16 protein-coding genes are annotated in these 20,533 nt (G+C 71.9%); 10 read left to right on the plus strand and 6 right to left on the minus strand.

The genetic code is table 11. The annotated features are described in order from the left end of the window. Positions 1–134: 134 nt before the first annotated feature. Entirely contained in the window at positions 135–1,367 is a 1,233-nt protein-coding gene (locus K7C20_RS16075) for an amidohydrolase family protein (protein ID WP_030080574.1), read from the minus strand. Positions 1,368–1,723: 356 nt separating this feature from the next. Between K7C20_RS16075 and K7C20_RS16080 the strand changes: the two genes are divergently transcribed. The 5 genes from K7C20_RS16080 to K7C20_RS16100 all read left to right on the plus strand — a co-directional run bounded on the left by K7C20_RS16080 (position 1,724) and on the right by K7C20_RS16100 (position 8,030). After that, a complete protein-coding gene (locus K7C20_RS16080) occupies positions 1,724–4,669 on the plus strand; it encodes an AfsR/SARP family transcriptional regulator (RefSeq protein ID WP_053210180.1) in 2,946 nt (981 codons plus the stop codon). A 277-nt stretch (positions 4,670–4,946) separates the two neighbouring features. Continuing rightward, a complete protein-coding gene (locus tag K7C20_RS16085) occupies positions 4,947–5,177 on the plus strand; it encodes a hypothetical protein (protein WP_030080563.1) in 231 nt (76 codons plus the stop codon). Between the two features lie 209 nt (positions 5,178–5,386). Further along, positions 5,387–5,581 (plus strand): hypothetical protein, encoded by a 195-nt coding sequence (locus K7C20_RS16090; protein ID WP_030080562.1) that lies wholly within the window; start codon positions 5,387–5,389, stop codon positions 5,579–5,581. A 167-nt stretch (positions 5,582–5,748) separates the two neighbouring features. Next, on the plus strand, positions 5,749–7,299 hold the full coding sequence (locus tag K7C20_RS16095; protein WP_053210181.1) for a class I adenylate-forming enzyme family protein: 1,551 nt from the start codon (positions 5,749–5,751) through the stop codon (positions 7,297–7,299). Between the two features lie 140 nt (positions 7,300–7,439). Continuing rightward, positions 7,440–8,030, plus strand: coding sequence for a TIGR03086 family metal-binding protein (locus K7C20_RS16100; RefSeq protein WP_030080556.1), 591 nt, complete (start codon positions 7,440–7,442; stop codon positions 8,028–8,030). Between the two features lie 25 nt (positions 8,031–8,055). Here K7C20_RS16100 and K7C20_RS16105 read toward each other — a convergent pair whose 3' ends face one another. Next, positions 8,056–9,693 (minus strand): FadD3 family acyl-CoA ligase, encoded by a 1,638-nt coding sequence (locus K7C20_RS16105; RefSeq protein ID WP_053210182.1) that lies wholly within the window; start codon positions 9,691–9,693, stop codon positions 8,056–8,058. A 105-nt stretch (positions 9,694–9,798) separates the two neighbouring features. On the opposite strand from K7C20_RS16105, the gene K7C20_RS16110 reads away from it, so the two are divergent. Genes K7C20_RS16110 through K7C20_RS16120 form a run of 3 tightly spaced genes read left to right on the plus strand, consistent with a single transcriptional unit; the run spans position 9,799 to position 12,272 of the window. Continuing rightward, positions 9,799–10,950 (plus strand): lipid-transfer protein, encoded by a 1,152-nt coding sequence (locus tag K7C20_RS16110; RefSeq protein WP_053210183.1) that lies wholly within the window; start codon positions 9,799–9,801, stop codon positions 10,948–10,950. Positions 10,951–10,956: 6 nt separating this feature from the next. Further along, positions 10,957–11,469 (plus strand): Zn-ribbon domain-containing OB-fold protein, encoded by a 513-nt coding sequence (locus K7C20_RS16115; protein WP_078953522.1) that lies wholly within the window; start codon positions 10,957–10,959, stop codon positions 11,467–11,469. Further along, positions 11,466–12,272 (plus strand): enoyl-CoA hydratase/isomerase family protein, encoded by an 807-nt coding sequence (locus K7C20_RS16120; RefSeq protein ID WP_030080550.1) that lies wholly within the window; start codon positions 11,466–11,468, stop codon positions 12,270–12,272. Before K7C20_RS16115 ends, K7C20_RS16120 begins: the two co-directional genes overlap by 4 nt. Before the next feature lies 1 nt (position 12,273). Here K7C20_RS16120 and K7C20_RS16125 read toward each other — a convergent pair whose 3' ends face one another. Continuing rightward, positions 12,274–12,831 carry a hypothetical protein gene (locus K7C20_RS16125; protein ID WP_245171724.1) on the minus strand — a complete coding sequence of 186 codons (558 nt, stop codon included), beginning with the start codon at positions 12,829–12,831 and terminating at the stop codon, positions 12,274–12,276. A 186-nt stretch (positions 12,832–13,017) separates the two neighbouring features. On the opposite strand from K7C20_RS16125, the gene K7C20_RS39465 reads away from it, so the two are divergent. After that, the gene (locus K7C20_RS39465) at positions 13,018–13,977 is read left to right on the plus strand and encodes a hypothetical protein (protein ID WP_030080546.1); all 960 of its coding nucleotides are present in this window, start codon (positions 13,018–13,020) and stop codon (positions 13,975–13,977) included. Positions 13,978–14,017: 40 nt separating this feature from the next. Here the strand turns inward: K7C20_RS39465 and K7C20_RS16135 are convergent, their stop codons facing one another. Then, positions 14,018–16,669, minus strand: a complete 2,652-nt coding sequence (locus K7C20_RS16135) for an outer membrane protein assembly factor BamB family protein (protein WP_053210184.1) — start codon at positions 16,667–16,669, stop codon at positions 14,018–14,020. A gap of 953 nt (positions 16,670–17,622) precedes the next feature. Here K7C20_RS16135 and K7C20_RS16140 point away from each other — a divergent pair. Beyond that, the gene (locus K7C20_RS16140) at positions 17,623–18,270 is read left to right on the plus strand and encodes a TetR family transcriptional regulator (RefSeq protein WP_030080541.1); all 648 of its coding nucleotides are present in this window, start codon (positions 17,623–17,625) and stop codon (positions 18,268–18,270) included. A gap of 222 nt (positions 18,271–18,492) precedes the next feature. On the opposite strand, the gene K7C20_RS16145 is transcribed toward K7C20_RS16140, so the two are convergent. Then, positions 18,493–18,963 (minus strand): nitroreductase family deazaflavin-dependent oxidoreductase, encoded by a 471-nt coding sequence (locus K7C20_RS16145; RefSeq protein WP_030080539.1) that lies wholly within the window; start codon positions 18,961–18,963, stop codon positions 18,493–18,495. Further along, positions 18,963–20,477: an acyl-CoA dehydrogenase family protein gene (locus tag K7C20_RS16150; RefSeq protein WP_078953523.1), complete on the minus strand. Its 1,515-nt coding sequence runs from the start codon at positions 20,475–20,477 to the stop codon at positions 18,963–18,965. The genes K7C20_RS16145 and K7C20_RS16150 overlap by 1 nt, the downstream gene beginning before the upstream one ends. Positions 20,478–20,533: the final 56 nt, after the last annotated feature.

Raw genomic sequence — 20,533 nt, forward strand, 5'->3', positions numbered from 1 at the left:
CGTCACAGCCAGAGTACGGGGCCGGGCCCTCCTTGTTGATCCCTTGTGGAAACCGCTGCGGGGGCGGGTCCGGGGAGCGGATCACCCGTGGGGGCTCAATGCCGAGCCCCCACCCGTCACCCTCGTTCCCTCCCTCAATCTCCCTCCGCCGACGCCGCCCAAAGCCCCTCCCCCGTCAACCCCAGCAGCGAAATCGCGTTCCCCCGAACGATCTGTTCCACCACGTCCGGTGCCAGGTGCCCCATCTGGGACTCGCCGACCTCCCTCGACTTGGGCCAGGTCGAATCGGAGTGCGGGTAGTCCGTCTCGTAGAGGACGTTGCCGACGCCGATGGCGTCCAGGTTCTTCAGGCCGAAGGCGTCGTCGAAGAAGCAGCCGTAGATGTGCTCGGTGAAGAGTTCGGACGGCGGGCGGAGGACCTTGTCGGCGACCCCGCCCCAGCCGCGGTTCTCCTCCCACACCACGTTCGCACGTTCGAGGATGTACGGGATCCAGCCGATCTGGCCCTCGGCGTACATGATCTTCAGGTCGGGGAAGCGGTCGAACTTGCCGCTCATCAGCCAGTCGACCATCGAGAAGCAGCAGTTGGCGAAGGTGATCGTGGAGCCCACGGCGGGCGGGGCGTCTGCGGAGGTCGACGGCATCTTCGACGAGGAGCCGATGTGCATCGCGATGACCGTGCCGGTCTCGTCGCAGGCACGCAGGAACGGGTCCCAGTAGTCGGTGTGAATGCTGGGCAGCCCCAGATGCGGCGGGATCTCGCTGAAGCAGACCGCCCGTACGCCGCGGGCCGCGTTGCGCCGCACCTCCGCGGCGGCCAGCTCCGCGTCCCAGAGGGGGACGAGGGTCAGCGGGATCAGCCGGCCCCGCGCCTGCGGGCCGCACCACTCCTCCACCATCCAGTCGTTGTACGCGCGCACGCCCAGCAGCCCCAGTTCGCGGTCCTTGGCCTCGGTGAAGGTCTGGCCGCAGAAGCGGGGGAAGGTGGGGAAGCAGAGGGCGGACTGGACGTGGTTGACGTCCATGTCGGCCAGCCGTTCGGGCACGCTGAAGGAGCCCGGACGCATCTGCTCGTAGGTGATGCCTTCGAGCTTGATGTCGTCACGGGAGTAGCCGACGGCGGTGTCGAGGCGGGTCAGCGGTCGGTGCAGATCTTCGTAGACCCACCAGTCGGCTATCGGCCCGTCGTCCCCCGCGGCACCCATCTTCGGGGCGAACTTCCCGCCCACGAACGTCATTTCCTTCAGGGGCGCCCGGACGATGCGCGGACCGATGTCGTGGTACTTCGACGGGAGCCGGTCCCGCCAGACGCTGGGGGGCTCCACCGTGTGGTCGTCCACCGAAATGATCTTGGGGAAGGTCTCCATGGCCGACACGGTAGCGCTGATCTGACGATCCGTCAGCAATGAGTCGTGCCTTCAGTGGAGGGGTGGCGGCGGCTGACGCGAAGTCAGTGGAAGTGGAGAGACGGGTGAGCGAGAGCGGAAGAGCTCGATGGGGCGCGTTCGGAGCGCAGAGAGGCAACTACCGGCCAATGGGCGCACGGAAGCGGAATCTCGCGCCTCCCTGTGCGCCGGCGCATACCCGTCCTGATCACCCGAGGAGGCTTTGTGGATGCTCCGGACCCCTACTGACGTAAGGCGCCGTGACAAGGCAGACTGACCGTTGCGCTCGGTGAACCGATGCGAACGGTACGAACGGATGGCACAGGGCAGGTGGACACATGGACGACAGTCCGGGGCAGGGGCGGGAGCGGCTCCGCTTCTCCGTGCTCGGTCCCGTGCGGGCCTGGCGCGGCGAAACACCGCTGGCGGCGGGGTCCCCGCAGCAGCGTGCGTTGCTTGCCGCACTGCTGCTGCGCGGCGGGCGTACCGCCACCGCACCCGAGCTCGTCGACGCGTTGTGGGGCGACGAACCGCCGCACGCCGCGCTCGCCGCGCTCCGTACGTACGCCTCAAGGCTCCGCAAGGCGCTCGGCGATGACGCCGCCGCCCTGGTCAGCGAGTCCGGCGGCTACGCGATCCGGTCGGTGGACGGCCGCCCGCTGGACCTCGACCACGACCATGCCGAGCAGTACGCGGCCGAGGCCGAGAAGGCCAAGGCCGCCGGTGACCGCGGCCGGGCCCGCGAACTCCTCGACGCCGCGCTCGCGCAGTGGGACGGCGAACCGCTGGCCGGCCTCGCCGGTCCGTACGCCGACACCCAGCGCACCCGCCTCGACGAGTGGCACCTGACCCTGCTGGAGACCCGCCTCGAACTCGACCTGGAGCTCGGGTGCCACGCCGAGGCGGTCTCCGAGCTGACCGCCCTCACCGCCGCTCACCCGCTCCGCGAGCGGCTGCGGGAACTCCTCATGCTCGCGCTGTACCGCAGCGGCCGGCAGGCCGAGGCGCTCGCCGTCTACGCCGACACCCGCCGGCTGCTCGACGAGGAACTGGCTGTCGAGCCCTGCGCCTCGCTCTCCGAGCTCCAGCAGCGGATCCTCCGGGCCGACCCGGAGCTGGACGCACCCGTCATCGTCAGCTTCGACGCGAACACCAGCGGCCCCGCCGTGGTGCGCCCGCAGCAACTGCCCGCCACCGTCGCCGACTTCACCGGCCGCGCCGCCTTCGTCTCCGAACTCGGCGATCAACTCGCCACCGCCGAGGGCAGCGTCATGGCCGTCTCGGCGCTCACCGGCATCGGCGGCGTCGGAAAGACCACCCTCGCCGTCCATGTCGCCCACGCCGCGCGCGACCACTTCCCCGACGGGCAGCTCTACGTCGACCTCCAGGGCGCCGGGCACAACCCCTCCCAGCCGGTGGCCGTCCTCGGCGCCTTCCTCCGCGCCCTGGGCACGCCCGACGCCTCCATCCCCGACGGCCTGGCGGAGCGCTCCGCCCTCTACCGCTCCACCCTCGCCGGCCGACGTGTCCTGGCACTGCTGGACAACGCCCGGGACGCCTCCCAGGTCCGGCCGCTGCTGCCCGGTACGGAGGGCTGCGCCGCGCTGGTCACCAGCCGCGCCCGGATGAACGACCTGGCCGGTGCGCACCTCATCGATCTCGATGTGATGAGCCCGGAGGAAGCGCTCTCCCTCTTCACCCGGATCGTCGGCGAGGAGCGCGTCACCTCGGAGCGGCAGGCCGCCATGGCCGTCGTCGGGGCCTGCGGCTTCCTGCCGCTGGCCATCCGTATCGCCGCCTCCCGGCTTGCCGCCCGCCGTACGTGGACGGTCTCCATCCTGGCGCGCAAGCTCGCCGACGAGCGCCGCCGCCTGGACGAACTCCGCGCCGGCGACCTCGCCGTCAAGGCCACCTTCGAACTCGGCTACGGCCAGCTGGAGCCCCAGCAGGCCCGCGCCTTCCGCCTGCTGGGCCTGGCCGACGGGCCGGACATCTCGCTTGCGGCGGCGGCCGCCATCCTCGGCCTGGACCCTGACGCCGCCGAAGGCCTCGTCGAGTCCCTTGTCGACGCCAGTCTTCTGGAATCCGCCGCCCCCTGCCGCTACCGCTTTCACGACCTGGTGCGGCTGTACGCGCGGGACTGTGCGGAGCGTGATGAGCATCCGCCGTCGGAGCGCGACGCGGCGCTGTCGCGGTTGTTGGACTTCTATCTGGCCACGGCCACCCAGGTATACGCACTGGAACGGCCCGGCGACCGGCTGGTCGACCATGTGGCGACGCCGCAGCACCAGTGCGGCCTGAAGTTCCAGGACTCCACGGTCGCACTTGAGTGGCTGTTCAGCGAGGCACGCTGCCTGCTCGCCTGCGCCCAGCAGTCCGACAGCCCAGCCTATCTGCGGCGTGCGGTCGACCTGTTGCTGGTCACCCGGGATCTGTCCGAGTCCGGCGCCGACGCGTTGCAGTACGCCCAGGCCAACACCCTTCTGCTCGAAGCCGCCCGCAATGCGGAGGACCAGCTGGCCGAGGCCCGCGCCCACACGGCGCTGGCGGCGGCCCACACGCTCGCCGGTCGCCTCGGCCAGGCTGAGGAGCACGCCAAGTCGGCGATGTTGCTGGGCCTGGCAAGCGGAGATCCGTTCTCTACCTCCAATGCGCCCAATGAGCGGGGCATCATCGCGGGTTCCCAGCAGCGGCATGCCGACGCCGAGGCATATCTCGATCAGGCGCTGGCAGCCTTCCGCGCCGACCACAACAAGCAGTCCGAGGCCAGTGCTCTGTGCAATCTCTCCCGCGTCCATCTGAACTCCGGGCGGGTCGAGAGCGCCATTGCGTTGGCAGCGGACGGCATCGCCATCTATCGCGAGTCGGGAGCGACCCGCCGGCTTCCCAACGGAATGTACGCGCTGGCGATGGCCTATACCCGTGCCGGGCGGCTGACCGACGCCACCGATCAGCTTTCCGAAGCTCTGGCGATGTTCCAGGCGAACCGGCAGCGCTTCTGGGTGGCGATGACCCACTTCCGGCTGGCCGAGGTCAGCATTGCCGACCACCGGCCGGCTGACGCCGCCAACCGCGCCGAGCAAGCCCTGACCGCGTTGCGCGGCGTCGGCGGAGAATGGTGGCGTGCCAACATGCTGACCCTGCTGGGGCGAGCGTTGAACGAGATAGGGCACACCCGCCGCGCCCGCGTGTGCTGGCAAGAGGCCCTCTCCGTCTACGAGGGCCTCGGCTCCCCGGAAGGCCGTGAAGTCCAAGCGCTGCTGACGCACGTATCGTTCGCGTGAACGAGCAACTACCTTAGCCGGAGGGTTCGAGCCCACCCTCGTGTGACGTCCAGCGCCGTCGGCCTCTCCTTGCCTCTCGCCCCAACATTCCGGCGTTTATCGATCGTTCATCGCCGCGCGTCACTCTCTTTATTACCGAACCGCCGCCTCGGGGGGCAAGCGGCTCAGTGTCAGGCCCCACCGTTAAGGTGTTCGGCCCTGGGATGCCCCGTCCGGCGGCCCACGGGGGAGTCGCCGGCCGGGTGCGTTCCGCCAAGCGCCCAACAAGGAGTTGATCATGGCTACCGAGAACAAGCCACAGTCCGACGAGCGAGACATCGTCAAGCCGATGGACAGCCACATGCCGATCACCGGGACCAACGTCACCAATCCCGATGAGCGGGACATCGTCAAGCCGATGGACAGCCACATGCCGATCACCGGCCCGCGTGGCACCAAGAAGGACGTCGTCGAGACAGGTGGCCCGGCACCGCGCAACACGCCCCTGCCTCTCGGCGAGCCCAAGTAACGTTTCGCGCCACCAAGGCACTCGGGGGAACGCAGGGGCCGGCGTCGATGACTCGGAGGGGGAGCCATCGACACCGGTCCCTGCGGCATTTCTCCACTCCGGACGATGGCATGCCCGGAAACCCCGGCCAGAAGCCCAAACATCCGCCCTCGTGTGCCGAAATTTTGCTAACAAATAGAACAATGTTCCTTTGCGATACAGGAGTTGAAGTGACCTACAAAAAGAAGGCTCTGATCGTCGGCGCGCTCGCGCTCTCCGCGTTCGGGGGCGCCACCGCACCCGCCCTCGCCGACAGCCACACGCCCGCTCCGCCGCACTCCGTGGTCGTCCCGGACAACCACATGCCGGTGATACCGAGCGACAGCCACCTGCCGCTGGCGCCCCTCGACAGCCACACCCCCTGACACATCCGGCAGCCCTCACCACACGGGCTGCCACGGAACGCTCCGCACCCGGCCCGCAGGGCCCACGGCTCGGCAAGGAGTTCATCGCTCCGCTCCTTGCAGGTATCTGACGGTACGTCAGTTCGTGGTGCTACAGTCACGCCACCCGCGACCCGCGAGGAGGCGCCGTGTTCGAACCCGCCCGCACACATTCGCTCTGGGAACTGGTCGAGTACCGGGCACAGGTCTCGCGCGGGGCGTCGATGTTCTACGACGGGGACGGGCGGAGCGTCACCTTCGACGGGGTGCGCGACGCGGCGCTGCGGGCGGCGGCCGGGTTCCGGGAGCTGGGGATCGGGGCGGGGACCCGGGTGGCCTGGCAGTTGCCGACGCGGATCGAGACGGTGATCGCCTCGCTGGCGCTGGCCAGGCTCGGGGCCGTACAGACACCGGTCATCCCGCTGCACCGGGAGCGCGAAGTCGGGTTCATCCTGGCGGAGTCGGCGGCGGAGTTCGTGCTCGTACCGGGCGTGTGGCGGGGGTTCGACCACACCGCGATGGTGCGGAAGGTCGCCGGGGACGGGGTGCGGGTGGTCCCGGTCGGGGACGGGCTGCCCACGGCGGACCCGGCCGGGCTGCCCGATGCGGTGTCCGACAGCGACGGTGGCACCACCTGGATCTACTACACCTCGGGCACCACCTCCTCCCCCAAGGGTGTCGAGCACACCGACGCCACTCTCCTCGCCGGCGGCATCGGGCTGGCCACCGCGCTCGGTATGTCCGCGGACGACGTCGGCTCGATCGCCTTCCCGTACGCGCATATCGCCGGCCCGGACTATGTCATCGCCATGCTGGTCAGTGGGTTTCCCGCGGTCATCCTGGACACCTTCGAGCCGGGCCGCGCGGCCGCCGTCCACCGGCGGCACGGCGTGACGATGGCCGGTGGCAGCACCGCCTTCTACCAGGCGTTTCTCGATGAGTCGCGCCGCTACCGGCAGCGGCATCCGCAGGCCGGAAGGCTGATTCCCTCGTTGCGGCTGCTGTCCGGCGGCGGGGCGCCGATGCCGCCGGAGCTGTACACCGCGGCCGGGCGGGAGCTGGGGTGCGCGATCGTGCACGGATACGGCATGACCGAGTGCCCGATGATCACGATGGGCACGCCGTACGACGGGGACGAGCAGCTGTCGCGGACGGTCGGCAGGCCGGTGGTGGGGGCGGAGATACGGATCGCCCGGCCGGACGGGAGCGAGGCCGGGGCCGGGGAGGCCGGTGAGGTGACGCTCAAGGGGCCGATGCTCTTCCGGCGGTACACGGCCCCGGCGCTGACCGCCGAGGCGTTTACCGCCGACGGTTTCTTCCGCACGGGAGACCTGGGGTATCTGCGTCCCGACGGGCATCTGGTGCTGACCGGGCGGCTCAAGGACATCATCATCCGCAAGGGCGAGAACATCTCCGCGCAGGAGATCGAGGACCTGGTGCACACCCATCCGGCGGTGGCGGAGGCGGCGGTGATCGGACTGCCGGACCGGGAGCGTGGCGAGCGGGTGTGCGCGGTGGTCACGGCTGCCGATCCGGCGGCGCCGCCGCTGACCCTGGACGGGCTGACCGCGCATCTGCGGGCGGCCGGGCTGATGACGCAGAAGCTGCCGGAGCAGCTGGAGACCGTCGGCGAGCTGCCGCGCGGCGGGCCGCTGAACAAGGTGCTCAAGGCGGTGCTGCGGGAGCGGTATACGGAGTAGCCGGGGCGCTGCGGCGGTGTGGCGATGAGTTCCGGGCGCCGGCGGAGTCTTCACTGGGAGCGTCACCGGAGGGGTGCGCGGCACGCATCCGGTGGGACGACCCGGCAGGACGCCCCCGGCAGGACGGAAGGACCCGGACGATGACCGAGACGATCGACTTCGCTGCGCAGGCCCGGCTGGTGTCGCAGCTCGCGGCGCAGACCGCCGATGAGCAGCTCGACGCCCCCACCCCCTGCGAGGCCTATGCGGTGCGCCATCTGCTGGGCCACCTCGTCGGCCTGTCCGCGGCATTCCAGGACTCGGCGCGCAAGAACCTGGGGGCGACGACGAGTGGCGACCCGGGTGCGGAGGTGCCGGACGTGGAGCCCGGCTGGCGGGCCGAGCTGGACCGGAACCTCCGCGGGATGGCGGAGGCCTGGCACGATCCGGCGGCCTGGGAGGGCGAGACCCAGGCGGGCGGGGTGACCCTGCCCGCCGCCATCGCGGGCCGGTTCGCGCTGAACGAGCTGGTGCTGCACGGCTGGGACCTGGCGCGCGCCACCGGACAGGACTACCTGCCCGACGCGGCGAGCCTCGGGGTCTCGTATGCGCTGCTCGCGCCGATGGCCGAGAGCCCGGACCGTGTGCCGGTGTTCGGCCCGCCGGTGGCGGTGGGGGCGGACGCACCGCTCCTGGACCAGGTGGTGGCGCTCAGCGGCCGCCGGCCCGACTGGGCGCCGCCGGGGTCGTAGGGCGTCGGCGTCCTGCGCGGCCGGATCACGCCGGAGCGGGCCCCGGGGCTCCGTTCCGCAGCCGGGTCTTGAGGATCTTGCCGCTGGCGTTGCGCGGGATTTCGGTGACGAAGGCGACCTCCCGCGGGACCTTGTAGTTGGCCATCTCGCGGCGGGACCAGGCGATCAGATCGTCGGCGGTGAGCGAGGAGCCGGCGCGGCGGACCGCATAGGCCTTGCCGACCTCGCCGAGACGTCGGTCGGGTATGCCGATGACGGCGACGTCGGCGATGTCCGGGTGGCGGCCGAGGAGTTGCTCTATTTCGGCGGGATAGGCGTTGAAGCCGCCGACGATGAACATGTCCTTGATGCGGTCGGTGATGCGGAGGTTGCCGTCCGCGTCGAGGACGCCCACATCGCCGGTGCACAGCCAGCCGTCGGGGGTGATCACGCGGGCCGTGCCGGCCGGGTCCTCGAAGTAGCCGGACATCACGTGGTAGCCGCGCACCTGCACCTCGCCGGGGTCGCCGGGCGGCAGGGGGCCGCCCGAGACGTCGACGACCCGGACCTCGGTGCCGGGCAGGGCCCGGCCCGAGGTCGTGGCGATGACCTCGGGCGGATCGCCGCGGCGGCACATCGTGACCACGCCCGAGCTCTCCGACAGCCCGTATGCCGTCAGGACGGTGGAGATCTTCAGCTCGCTGCGCAGCCGCTCGACCAGCTCCAGGGGGACCACGGCAGCTCCGGTGACCACCAGGCGCAGCGCGGAGAGGTCGTGCAGGGCGCGGGCGGGGTGGTCGAGGATCTGCTGGTGGAGGGTGGGCGGGCCGGGGAGTACGGAGATCCGCTCGGCGGCGGTATTGGCGAGCGCGGTCTCCACGCTGAAGACCGGCTGCGGGATCATCGTCGCGCCGCGCAGCAGACAGGCGATGATCCCGGCCTTGTAGCCGAAGGTGTGGAAGAACGGGTTGACGATCAGATAGCGGTCGCCCTCCCGGAGGCCGGCCAGATCGCTCCAGGCGTCGTAGGCGCGCAGGGTCTGCGCATGGGTGATCACCGCGCCCTTGGGATGGCCGGTGGTGCCGGAGGTGAAGATGATGTCCGAGGGTGCGTCGGGGTGCAGGGCGTCGACCCGGCCGCGGACCGTCTCCGCCGACACCTCCGTGCCGCCGGCGAGGAAGTCCTGCCAGGTGGTGAAGTCGGCGGGGGCGTCATCGGAGAGCACCACGACCTTTTCCAGCTCCGGCAGTCCGGGCAGCGGGCCACGGCCGCTGCCTTCCTTGGCGGCGCGGCGGAGTGAGGCGACGTAGGACGTGCCGAGGAAGGTGCCGGTGACGAAGAGGAGCTTGGCGCGGGTGCGGCGCAGGACGTAGGCGGCCTCGGTCCCCTTGAAGCGGGTGTTGACCGGGACGAGGACGGCGCCCGCGGTGACGGCCCCGAGGGCGGAGACGATCCAGTCGAGGGTGTTGGGCGCCCAGAGGGCCACGCGGTCGCCGGGCGCGACGCCGGAGGCGATACAGGCGGCCGCCGCGGCCTCCACCCGCGCCCCGAGCTCGGCGTACGAGACCCGGGTGCGGCCCTCGACCACGGCCTCGCGGGAGGCGTAGCGCCGCGAAGCCGTGCGCACCAGCCGGGGGATGACGCCGTACTCCAGGTCCGCCCGCGCCTCCAGGTCGTCGCGCATCGCGTTGCCTCCCGCCGAAGAGCCCTGCGCCACTAGCTGACTACCCGTCAGATTAACGGTAGCCTCCTCCGCTGTCAGCACTGACGACCGACCACGGAGGTGGCGATGGGGGCAACCCTCAAGGACGCTACGGCGATAGCCGGCATCGGACAGACTCCGTTCGCGAAGCAACTGCCCGCCTCCGAGAAGACGTTGGCCTGTCAGGCGATCGTCGCGGCGCTGGACGACGCCGGGATCGCCCCCTCGGAGGTGGACGCCCTCGCCTCCTACACCATGGAGGAGACCGACGAGGTCGAGATAGCCAAGGCGATCGGTGCCGGGGACCTCACCCACTTCTCCAAGGTCGGCTACGGCGGCGGCGGTTCCTGCGCGACGGTGGCCCATCTGGCCGCCGCCATCGCCACCGGCCAGGCGAGCGTCGGTGTCGCCTGGCGGTCCCGCAAACGCGGTTCGGGACCGCGCCCCTGGAAGAACACCCAGGTCCAGCTGCCCACCCCGGGACAGTGGACCCGCCCCTTCGGACTGCTGCGCCCCGCCGACGAGATCGGCATGCTGGCCCGCCGCTATATGCACGAATACGGCGCCACCCGCGACCACCTCTTCAACGTCGCGCTCGCCTGCCGCAACCGCGCCAACCAGAACCCGGCGGCGGTCATGTACGAACGCCCGCTGACCCGCGAGATGTATATGACCGCCCGCTGGATCAGCGAGCCGCTCTGCCTCTTCGACAACTGCCTGGAGACCGACGGCGCGCTGGCCTGTGTCGTGGTCTCGGCCGAGCGCGCCCGCGACTGCCGGCAGCGGCCGGTCTACGTCCACTCCGCCGCCCAGGGCCTGCCCGCCCAGCACCACGGCATGGTCAACTACTGGAACGACGCCCCCCTCACCGGCCCGGCCTGGGCCGCAGCCCGGCACCTGTGGAAGGGCGCCGACCTCGGCCCGCAGGACGTCGACGTGGCACAGATCTATGACGCCTTCACCCCCCTGATCCCCCTCTCACTGGAGGGCTACGGCTTCTGCGGACGCGGCGAGGGCGCGGCCTTCACCGAGGGCGGCGCGCTGGAGATCGGCGGCCGGCTCCCCCTCAACACCGGCGGCGGCGGTCTCTCCGAGGCGTACGTGCACGGTTTCAACCTCATCACCGAAGGCGTCAAGCAGCTGCGCGGCACCAGCACCGCGCAGGTCCCCGACGCCGCCACCTGCCTGGTCACCGCGGGCGAGGGCGTCCCCACCTCGGCCCTGCTGCTGAGGAGTTGATACGCCATGAGCCCTCCCGAGTCCGTTCGCGATTCCCTGTCCCCGATCGTGACACCCGCCACTGACAACGGGTCCGACAGCGCCGCCGACCTGCTGCTTCCCGTCGCCGATGACGACGGGGCGCCCTTCTGGGAGTACGCGGCGCACGGTGAACTGCGCGTCCAGGCCTGCTCCGGCTGCGACGAACTGCGCTTCCCGCCCCGGCCCTGCTGCCCGCACTGCCAGTCCTTCGCCGCGCACTGGCAGCGGATGAGCGGCCGCGGCCGCATCTGGTCCTATGTGCTGCCGCACCCGCCGCTGCTGCCCGCCTACGCCGCCCGGCCGGGCTACAACGCGATCATCGTGGAGCTGGCCGAGGCCCCGCGTATCCGCCTCGTCGGCAATCTCGTCGCCGCCGCCGACGCCCCCCTCAACTCCGTCGACCCGGCACGGCTGCGCATCGGCGCCCCGGTGAAGGCCGCCTTCCACACCATGCCGGGAGGCGTGACCGTACCCCGCTGGCTCCTGGAGCGGCCATGACGCTCCGCACGGAGATCAAGGACGGGGTCGCGCTGGTCACCCTCGACCGGCCCGAACGGCACAACGCCATCGACCTGGACACCGCCGCCGAACTCGGCGCGGCCTGGCGGGCGTTCCGCTTCGATGACGCCGTACGGGCCGCAGTGGTCACCGGCGCCGGCGGCCGGGCCTTCTCCAGCGGCCTCGACCGCTTTGTCGACGTCCCCCAGCCGCCCTCGCCCTACTCCCTCGACGACCCGCTGCTCCGCATCGGCCCGAAGGCCAACGACCTGTGGAAGCCGGTCATCGCCGCCGTCGACGGAATGGCCTGCGGCGGCGCCTTCTATCTCCTGGGGGAGGCCGAGTTCCTCATCGCCTCCGAGACCTCCACCTTCTTCGACCCGCACACCACCTACGGGATGGTCAGCGCATACGAGTCCATCTACATGGCGCAGCGGATGCCCTACGGGGAGATCGCCCGGCTGGCCCTGATGGGGGCGGCGGAGCGGCTGGGCGCGCCCCGCGCGTACGAGATCGGCCTGGTCTCCGAGCTGACCGCGCCCGGTGCCGCGGCCGAGGTGGCGCTGCGCCGCGCGGCCGTGCTCGCCGCCCAGCCGACCGAGGCGGTCCAGGGCACCGTGCGCGCCCTGTGGGCGGCCAAGGAGGCGGCCCGGACGCAGGCCCTGGCGCAGGCACCCCAGCTGATCGCGCTGGGCAACCTGCCCCCGGACCGCCAGGCCGGGCTGTTCGCCGCCCGCCCGCGGCACGGCGGCCTCGAAGGCGGCCAGGAAGGCGGGCGGGAGGATGGACCGCCGGTCAGGTGACCTACATCCGCGACTTGTGCGCCCGCGTGATCTCGCAGGTGAACCAGAACTGCCCGATGGAGGACTGGTTGACGGTGTACTTGGCGGTGTACGTCTCGGTGTCGCCGGGGCCGACGATGATGGAGCGCTCGTGCAGCCCGTACGCCTTGCCGTCGGCCGGCTTGGCCTTCATCCAGTTGACGGCCATGTCATAGGAGAAGGAATCGGTCGACGACGGATTGGTGATGGCGACCGTGTACGTGAACTGGCGCAGCGAATCGGAGAAGTCGCAGTTGCTGCCGCGGGCGTCCGACCGCCCGTCCGGATCGTAGGTCTCCTGGGTCGGCGAGGGCGAGTAGGTGGGCTCGTACGACGGGGTCGGACTGCTCGCGTCGTACCCGCTGGTGAAGGTGGGGCTCGGCGCGGAGACCGGCACCTTGACACGAGGCCGGGGGAAGGCGCAGCCACCTGCCGTGGCGACCGTGGCCAGCACCAATGCGGACGCCACCGCTGCCCTGATTCCCGTACGGGCGCCGCCGCGGCTGCCCATGCGTGTGCGCTGCTGCATTCTCTTGTTCATCCCCCGTGGAAACCTCTGAACCCGTCACCTGTGGTTTGACGCGTGCACGGCACCATAGCAAGGCCCGGTGACACCCCGTACGGGCCCATGCCACGCGTGCGGGCGTACTTCTCTCGCGAGCACAGGGGGGCGGGCGTAGCGTCGGTCACGGAGGATGACCGGACGACTCGAAGCGAGGCGACGCCCGTGGTGCGCAACGTTCTGGGGTCGCTGATCGCCCTCGTCGGAGCGACGGCCGCCGTCTGGAGCCCCTTCCGTCCCTGGTACGACGGCCGTCACGGCAGCGACGTGCGGATCGAAGACCTCTTCAACGGCATCACCCGCAGCAGCGCCGCGCTCTTCGGCTCCGTCGTCCTCCCCATGGCGTTCGCCGCCCTGCTGACCCTGATCGGAGTCGCCCTGCGCTCCCGGCTGCTGGTCACCCTCGCGGGCCTGGTGGTGCTCGGTTTCACGATCCTGTGGATGGTCCGCCAGGGCCAGGCCGCCAGCGAACTGACGGCCGGTGCCCGCGGCCTGGGGGTGGGCGTCGCCAACGCCCTGGGCGGCGGCGCACTGCTGCTGCTCGGCGCCCTGATCATGCGCGGCCGCGGCCGACGTGTCCCGGACCGCGGATACGACGAGCGCCGGTACCCCGACGGACGCTACGGGCCCTCCGCGCCGGACGACCGCTACGACGAGCGTGCGCCGTACGACCCGCACACGCCCTACCCCCCGGGGACGCCCGAACCCTGGGACGCGGGCCGCCCGGGAGCCGAGGAGTGGAACCCGGAGCCGTATTCCACCGGCCCCGCCGGACCCCCGGCAGGCCCCGCGGCACCCGTCGGCCCCGGCGGCGGTGCCTACGGCCCGAGGGAGGACACCCCCACCGCTCCCTTGCCGGTCACCCCGCCGCCACCACCACCGCCCACGCACCAACAGCGGACACAGCCACAACAACAACCTCAACAACCGCAGCAGCCGCAACCGCCACCGCCGACCATGCCGGCCCATCAGCAGCCCCCCACACCTCCGGTGGAGTGGGCCAAGGAGCACCGGCAACCGCGCCCCGCGCAGCCACAACAGCCCGGAGAGCCGGGCCAGCCCGGTCAGCCCGGACAGCCTGACCGGTCCCCACATCCCGAACAGCCCCCGGAGGACCGGCAGTAGGCCACCAGGTCACGGCAGCCACCGGGTCACGACAGCCGCATCACGACCGCCGCGCCAGCCCCGTCCCCTTGGCCGCGTCCAGCGCGTACACACAGCGGTCCTTGCTGCACGCGTAGACCACACCGCCGACCGCGACCGGTGAACCGGTGATCTCGCCGCCGGTCGCCAGCTTCCAGCGCAGCTGGCCGCCCATCGCGTCGAGCGTGTAGAGGCAGTGGTCGGCCGAGCCGAAGTGCACCCGGCCCTCCGCGACGACCGGTGCGCCGACGACCTCCGCGCCGGCCTGGAACCGCCAGCGCGGGGTGCCGGTCACCGCGTCCAGCGTGTAGAGCGCCTTGCCGCTGCCCAGGTGGACCGCGCCGTGCGCGACCAGCACCGGTTCGGTGGACTGCCGCGCCTCGGTGGCGATCCGCCAGCGGTCGCGGCCGTCCGACGGGTCCAGTGCGTAGACCGTGCCGAGGTAGTCCGCCAGATAGACCCCGCCGCCGGTGACGGCCGGGCCGGGCGCGAAGGCGGGCGGGCTGAGGAACGCCGCGGGCGCCTCGAAGTGCCAGCGCACGTCGCCGCGCGCGATGTCGATCGCCAGCACCCGGGTCCCGGCCACGACATAGACCGCACCGTCCGACGCCGGCAGCAGCCGCACCGGCACCCCGCCGCAGGCCGCGGCGTCGCCCACCGGATACGACCAGCGCTCGGCGCCGGTCCGCGCTTCCAGCGCCTTCAGCCGGGCGTCCGCCCAGACGAAGACCGTGCCCTCGTGCACCACGGGCCCGGCCTCGGCGGTCTCGAAGTCGGTCTGGACGCCGCCGATCTCCCACAGCAGTTCGCCGTTGGCGGCCTCCCACGCCTGGACGCCGCCCCCGCGGGTGCTGGTGACGACGGTCCCGCGGTCGACCTTGACGGCGTAGACCCAGCCCTCGGTGTGCAGCCGCCAGCGCTCGGTGCCGTCGTCGGCGTCCAGCGCGTACAGGCTCGGGCCGTCCGAGGCATGGATCCGGCCGTCCGCGACCGCCATCGCCCAGGCGACGTCACGGGTCTTGAACTTGCGGCGCCCGCTGGCCACGTCGAGCGCATGCACCTCGAAGGACGTGACGTACAGCAGGTCGTCGGCGACGGCAGGGGTGCCCCACACATCGTTCGACATCCGGAACCGCCAGGGGCGCCAGCGGCCCGGCTCGGCGGGCGGCGCCTCGGGCGGCACGGGCGGTGCGGCCTCGCCACGGGCCGGACCGTCCCCGGCCGCGGCACCGTTGGCCGGGCCCTGCGGCGGCACACCGGTGACCGGTCCGGTACCGGGCGGCCGCACCCAGTTCGTCGCGGCACCGGCCTGCCCGCGCGGCTGGGCTCCGGGGGAGTCGGCGCGCGGCCCCGGCCCTATCGGGGCGGGCGAGCCACCGAGGCGTACGGGACCGGCGGCGCCGTCCACGGAAACGGCCGGCGGCGCGGCGGACAGCGCGGCGGCGGGCGGGGCAGCGGCGGGCGGCGCGGCGGAGACCGGGGTCACCCGGGCCGTCGAGACGTCCGGGCCGAGCGCCGCGGGCTGCGGCATGGGGCCCGGGTTGGCGCCGCGCGGATCGCTGCCGCGGTGTGCGCCGGGGCCCGCGCCCATCTGTCCGGGCCAGCCGGACTCCGCGCCGGCCGGTGCGCTCTCCGGGCGCGGCGGCGCCGGGACGGGCTGCGATGCGGGCATCGGGGGCGACACGGGCGGGGACGGCGGCGCGGCGGGCGCCGAACGGCCGGCGCCGCGCCCGGCTCCGGCCCGCTGGCTGTTGTTCGCCACGGTGGTGCGGCCACCGCGGCGGCCCTCGATGAGTGCCACCGCGCCGGCCGGCAGCCAGGCCGAGGCGGTACCGCTGTCATCGCTGCCGGAACCGAAGAGATGCGGCGCGAGCTGGGACTGGAGATCGGCGGGGGAAGGCCGCCGGCCGGCCTCCATCTGCATCACGGACTCCATGAGCGGACGCAGTTCGTCCGGCAGCCCGGCCAGGTCGGGCCCCTCACGCAGCAGCATGAAGACGGTCTCGACGGGGTTGGCACCATGGAACGGCGCATGTCCGGTGGCGGCGAAGACCAGCGTCGAGCCGAGGGAGAAGACATCGCTCGCGCCCGTCACACTGCGCGAGTCACGGGCCTGCTCGGGCGACATATAGGCGGGCGTGCCGACGGCGACGTTGGTCATCGTCAGTCGGGTGTTGGACACCCCGGAGGCGATACCGAAGTCGATCACCCGGGGGCCGTCCTCGACGACCAGCACATTCGACGGTTTCAGGTCACGGTGCACCAGGCCGGCGCCGTGGATGGACTGAAGCGCCTCGGCGATCCCTGCCGCCAGCCAGCGCACCGCCTGGGCCGGGAGCGGCCCGCACTCATTGACTATTTCCTCGAGGGAGGGCGCGGGGACATAGGCCGTCGCGAGCCAGGGCACGGCCGCCCGCGGATCGGCGTCCACCACCGCGGCCGTGTAGAAGCCGCTGACCGCGCGGGCCGCCTCCACCTCGCGTGTGAAGCGGACCCGGAACAGCTGGTCCTCGGCGAGCTCGGTACGCACCGTCTTGATCGCCACGCGCCGGCCGGACGCCGAACGCGCCAGATAGACCAGGCCCATGCCGCCGGCCCCGAGACGGCCGAGCACCTCGAACGGGCCGATCCGCCGGGGATCGTGCTGCGTCAGCTGCTTCAGCTGCTCCACCACTTGCCTGCCACCTCCCCGTGGGGCGTAAAAAAGAGACTCTCAATAGCCACGAGCCGCCGAGAGCCACTGCCCCGTGCAGCGTCTCCCCGCCTGCGGCGAGGACTGTCGAAACGGCCGTACGCGTGCTGATTGTTCCTGGCCGGGCCGACGGTTGCGAACCCGGGGCCTGTCCGCCGTGTCACGGCATACCCCCTGTAACCCGCACCGGGCCCGTTACCCGACGTAACCCAACCGCGCCTGACGTGCTGCGATACGTCCCTTGACGGGCGTTTGCCGAGCGGGTTACCGGCGGGTTGCAAATCCCCCGTGCGCGGCACCGCCCGAAATACGGACGCTCACCACTTTGTTTGACGGGCGCACCGCGGGAGCGGTTCACACCCCCGGACATCCGGTGGCCGCGGTGGCCAAAACCATGCTGTTCCACCGACCGCTCCACCGACCGTGCACACCCATCCCCCACCGGTCATGCCATCCCCGTCGTCGCCCTCGGCCCCTCGGCCCAATTCTGCGCGTTCGAAGGTCATTTCGGCGCCATGACACCTGGCGTGGCGCCTGGCCGGGAATCCGGGCAGGCCGGATTGCCTGCCGCCGCGGTGGTCAGATCTCCAAGCTAGCGCCGGTTCGCACGGTTCGCCCGCCAAGGGTTCGCACACACGGTCGATTCCTGGAGGGCCCTCCGGGCGCGGCGATGACGGACGGGAGAAGGTGCCGATGTTCAACTGACGGCCATCGTCGTGCACTTGCCACACAGACGGTGACCACTTATCCACCAAAGTTGTCCACAGCCTGTTGATAACACTCTTCACCGGATCGGACCAAGCGGCTCCGCACAAACCGCGGCCGCGGGCGGGCCCCTGCCGGCGCCCTTTAAGGGGCCGCGCACCGCGAACTCCCCCATCCCCATTTGCAGGCAGCCAAATCGCGCTCCGATCACCCCTCGGTAAGCTGACGGCATGACAGGACAAGTTCGAACCGTCGACGGCAGAGTTGCCGGCCGCCGCGGACAGGCGACGCGGCAAAAGCTTCTCGACTGCCTCAGCGAAATGCTCAGTTCGTCCCCCTACCGGGACGTCAAGGTCATCGATGTAGCCCGAAAAGCGGGGACTTCACCCGCAACGTTCTATCAGTACTTCCCGGACGTCGAGGGCGCCGTCCTCGAAATCGCCGAGGAGATGGCCAAAGAAGGCGCCACTCTGACCGATCTTGTCGCCGGACGCTCCTGGGTGGGCAAATCCGCGTGGCAGGCGGCGGAGGATCTGGTCGAGGGCTTCCTCTCCTTCTGGCGGAGGCACGACGCGATTCTGCGCGTCATCGACCTGGGTGCGGCCGAAGGCGACAAGCGGTTCTACAAGATCCGCATGAAGATCCTTAATGCCGTCACCAACTCCCTTACAGATTCGATCAAGGAACTTCAGAGCAAGGGCAAGGTCGACAAGGACGTGAGCCCGCCCGCGATGGCCGGCTCGCTCGTCGCGATGCTGGCCGCGGTTGCCGGGCACCAGAAGGGCTTCCAGAGCTGGGGCGTCAAGCAGGCCGAGCTCAAGCCGAACCTGGCGCTGCTCGTACACCTCGGCGTCACCGGCAAGAAGCCGACCAAATAACCACACCGCCGAGAAAGCAGCCGAAGCGGCCCGAGAGGCAGCCGCGCCTCGAAGTCCCGGTGCTGCCGGGCTCGTTCGCCATTCGTCCTGTATCCGTCCTGCCATAGCTGTACCGCACACACAGCGGGCGCCGCGCGGCCCCTCGGGGGTTCGCCGCGGCGCCCGCTGTGTGCATGGCGAACCGACCGGGCAGGGGCGAAGCCCCCTGGCGCACCGGACGGATCACCGCCGCTCCAGCCGGAACAGCCGGATCTCCCGCGCCACCCGCGCCTGGTACGCGGCATACGGCGGCCAGAACGCCAGCGCCGCCCGCCAGGCCTGTGCCCGCTCCTCACCGGTGAGCAGCCGGGCCCGCACCGGAATGTCCCGGCCGCGCCAACTCACCTCGGCTTCCGGATTCTTGAGCAGATTGCCGGTCCAGGCCGGATGCCCCGGCCGCCCGAAGTTGCTGCCGATCAGCAGCCAGCCGCCACCCTCCTCCGGCAGGCACGCCAGCGGGGTACGCCGCGGCTGCCCGCTCCGCGCCCCGGTCGCGGTGAGGATCACCCCGGGCAGCATCCGGGCGCTGAGCAGCACTTTTCCGCGGGTCAGCCGGTGCACCGCGCGGTCCAGCGCGGGGATGAAGTGCGGCGCGATCCGGGCGAACGTACGGGTCGCGGAGACCCTCTGGAGCAACCGCTCACCCGGCGGCATCAGACCTCCACCGCCTCGGGCGCACGGGGCCCCGCGGACGCGCCGGCCGCATCGGACGCACCGGACCCATCGGGCCCATCGGCGACGCCGGACCCATCGGCGGCATCGGACCCATCGGCCGCCTCGGCGCTCGCGGGTCTCGCCCCGCCTCCACCCGCCTCGCTGCTTCCGTCCGCCGCCCCGCTTCGGCCCCTCGTCCCGCTTCCGTCCGCCGCCGCGCTTCCGACCGTCTCCCCCGCCCCGCCCGCGAACAGCCCCGCCTCCTCGGCGGCCCGTGCCCGCAGCCGGTGCACGGGCCCCAGCAGCAGTTCGTCGCAGGCGGCGCGCTTGAAGTACAGATGCGCCTCGTGCTCCCAGGTGAAGCCGATACCGCCGTGCAACTGCACCGCCTCGGCCGCCACCGCCCGCAGCGTCTCCAGCGCCTGCGCGAGCGCCAGCGCCCCCGCACCGGGCTCGGCCGCACCGTACGGTCCCACCGCTCCCTCGGCCCCGGACCGACCACGGCCCGCCGACCAGGCCGCGTAGTACGCCGCCGAGCGCGCCGCCTGGAGCGTCACATACAGATCGGCGAGCCGGTGCTGGACCGCCTGGAAGGAACCGATGGGCCGGCCGAACTGCTCGCGCTCCTGGACGTAGGCGACGGTTCGGGCCAGCGCCGTATCGGCCGTGCCGACCGCCTCGGCAGCCAGCGCCGCGGCCGCCGCCGCCCCGGCCGAGGCGAGCGCCCCGGCCACCGCCGCCTCGTCACCGTCCCCCTCCCCCAGCAACTCCGCCGGCACCTCCCGCAGTTCGAGGCGCGCCTGCGGACGGGTCTCGTCCAGCGCGGTCTGCCGGGTCCGCAGCAGACCGGGCACGCCGGTGTCCGCACGGCGCCGGGCGTCCGCTCCGTCCGCCGGGCCGGGCGCCGCCGCCCGTACGAGAAAGAGCAGGGTACGGCTGCGGGCGAACCCTCCGGTGTGCGCGGCCACCACCAGCACGTCCGCGGTGTGCCCGTTCAGCACCTGTCCGGCCTCCCCGTACAGCCGCCACGTGCCGTCCTGCATCCGCGCCTGGATGCCGCCGGCCCGGCCGCCGCCCGCCCAGTCGCCGTCGTTCGGCCCGGTCAGGGCCAGTGCGGTGGCGAGCTGCCCGCCCGGTACGGCGAGCGTTCCGGTCAGCTCTCCGGTGGCCAGGGCCGGCAGCAGTGCGGTGCGCTGGCGTTCGCTTCCGAGCGCGAGAATCAGCGGCGCGGCCAGCGCGGCGGTGGCGATCAGCGGCGAGGGGAGTACGGCGCGGCCGGTCTCCTCGCAGGCCAGGGCCAGTTCGGTGGGCCCGCAGCCCACCCCGCCGTATGCGGTGGGCAGCGCCAGGCCGGGCAGGCCGAGCCGGCCGGCGAGCTGCCGCCACAGCTGCTCGTCGTACCCGGGTGGGGTGCGTACCGCCGCCTTGACCTCGTCCGGACCACAGCGCTTGAGCAGCAGCTCGCGCAGCGTACGGCGGATTTCGTGCTGCTCCTCGGTGAACGCGGCATCCATCGGCGGGCTCCTCCCGGCCGTGCGACAACGCCCGTCCGGTGCGACGGGCCCCCGCT

Source organism: Streptomyces decoyicus, from assembly GCF_019880305.1.
In the GTDB taxonomy this organism is placed as follows: domain Bacteria; phylum Actinomycetota; class Actinomycetes; order Streptomycetales; family Streptomycetaceae; genus Streptomyces; species Streptomyces decoyicus.

Bases quoted from the DNA above. Each gene is read 5' to 3' on its own strand.
- K7C20_RS16075 (WP_030080574.1), bottom strand. From the start codon at position 1,367: ATGGAGACCTTCCCCAAGATCATTTCGGTGGACGACCACACGGTGGAG.
- K7C20_RS16080 (WP_053210180.1), top strand. From the start codon at position 1,724: ATGGACGACAGTCCGGGGCAGGGGCGGGAGCGGCTCCGCTTCTCCGTG.
- K7C20_RS16085 (WP_030080563.1), top strand. From the start codon at position 4,947: ATGGCTACCGAGAACAAGCCACAGTCCGACGAGCGAGACATCGTCAAG.
- K7C20_RS16100 (WP_030080556.1), top strand. From the start codon at position 7,440: ATGACCGAGACGATCGACTTCGCTGCGCAGGCCCGGCTGGTGTCGCAG.
- K7C20_RS16105 (WP_053210182.1), bottom strand. From the start codon at position 9,693: ATGCGCGACGACCTGGAGGCGCGGGCGGACCTGGAGTACGGCGTCATC.
- K7C20_RS16110 (WP_053210183.1), top strand. From the start codon at position 9,799: ATGGGGGCAACCCTCAAGGACGCTACGGCGATAGCCGGCATCGGACAG.
- K7C20_RS16115 (WP_078953522.1), top strand. From the start codon at position 10,957: ATGAGCCCTCCCGAGTCCGTTCGCGATTCCCTGTCCCCGATCGTGACA.
- K7C20_RS16120 (WP_030080550.1), top strand. From the start codon at position 11,466: ATGACGCTCCGCACGGAGATCAAGGACGGGGTCGCGCTGGTCACCCTC.
- K7C20_RS16125 (WP_245171724.1), bottom strand. From the start codon at position 12,831: ATGAACAAGAGAATGCAGCAGCGCACACGCATGGGCAGCCGCGGCGGC.
- K7C20_RS16140 (WP_030080541.1), top strand. From the start codon at position 17,623: ATGACAGGACAAGTTCGAACCGTCGACGGCAGAGTTGCCGGCCGCCGC.
- K7C20_RS16145 (WP_030080539.1), bottom strand. From the start codon at position 18,963: ATGCCGCCGGGTGAGCGGTTGCTCCAGAGGGTCTCCGCGACCCGTACG.
- K7C20_RS16150 (WP_078953523.1), bottom strand. From the start codon at position 20,477: ATGGATGCCGCGTTCACCGAGGAGCAGCACGAAATCCGCCGTACGCTG.